The organism is Jejuia spongiicola (assembly GCF_023502325.1).
GTDB lineage: Bacteria > Bacteroidota > Bacteroidia > Flavobacteriales > Flavobacteriaceae > Wocania_A > Wocania_A spongiicola.
On record NZ_JAMFLZ010000026.1, the window covers coordinates 1 to 792 of the forward strand.

Here is a 792-nt window from a genome sequence, read left to right on the forward strand (position 1 = left end):
TGATAAACAAAAAGTACTATTACCACCATGAAAAGTTATATTTGAAGGCACATCATCAATACCATCGTTAAGAACACCACTAGAGTCTGTATACCAACCTATTAAAGTAGTATCATAGTTTGTTGTAGATAGGGTAACACCATTAAACATATCTACCATCTTAGTCACATTACTGATATCCCAATCACCAAGGTTTTGATTAAAACTAGTAGCACCTTCAAACATATTATTCATGTCTATGACTTGACTAGTATCCCAAGAACTAATATCTTGATTGAATTTATTTGCTTGAAAAAACATACCAAACATACTAGCTACTAGTTCTGTATTCCAACCACTAATGTTTTGATTAAAAGGTGTGTTTGCAAACATATAAATCATTATTGTAACAGCACTTACATCCCAATTATTTATGGCAGAATCAAATGAGGTCTGTTGAAATGCTCGTTGCATATTATTAATTGTGCTTACATCCCAATTGTTAATAGCCCCTCCATTATCTACAAAAGAACTACAATTCCAAAACATATTTTTCATTGATGTGGCTTGACTTAAATTTGGAGTGTCAGTTGCGTTTAGTACTAAATTACTACAACCTCGAAAAGACTGACCCATCGAAACCCAAATAGCTGTCCCCCATTGTTCAATCGTTTGTATTTTATCTTTATCTCCTGTATTGTTAAAATAGATTCTAGGAAACGCACCACGAATGGCAACAGTGTATGTACCAGTTGTTAAAGTAGTACTTGTTGCATTACCTGTTACATTGGTGGATTCAGCATTAAAAGTTAT

1 protein-coding gene is annotated in these 792 nt (G+C 33.2%); it reads right to left on the bottom strand.

Annotation, left to right across the window (positions count from 1 at the left end; genetic code table 11):
* Nucleotides 1-792: BspA family leucine-rich repeat surface protein (locus M3P09_RS17195; RefSeq protein ID WP_249974059.1), on the bottom strand; the 792-nt coding region annotated here is incomplete at both ends.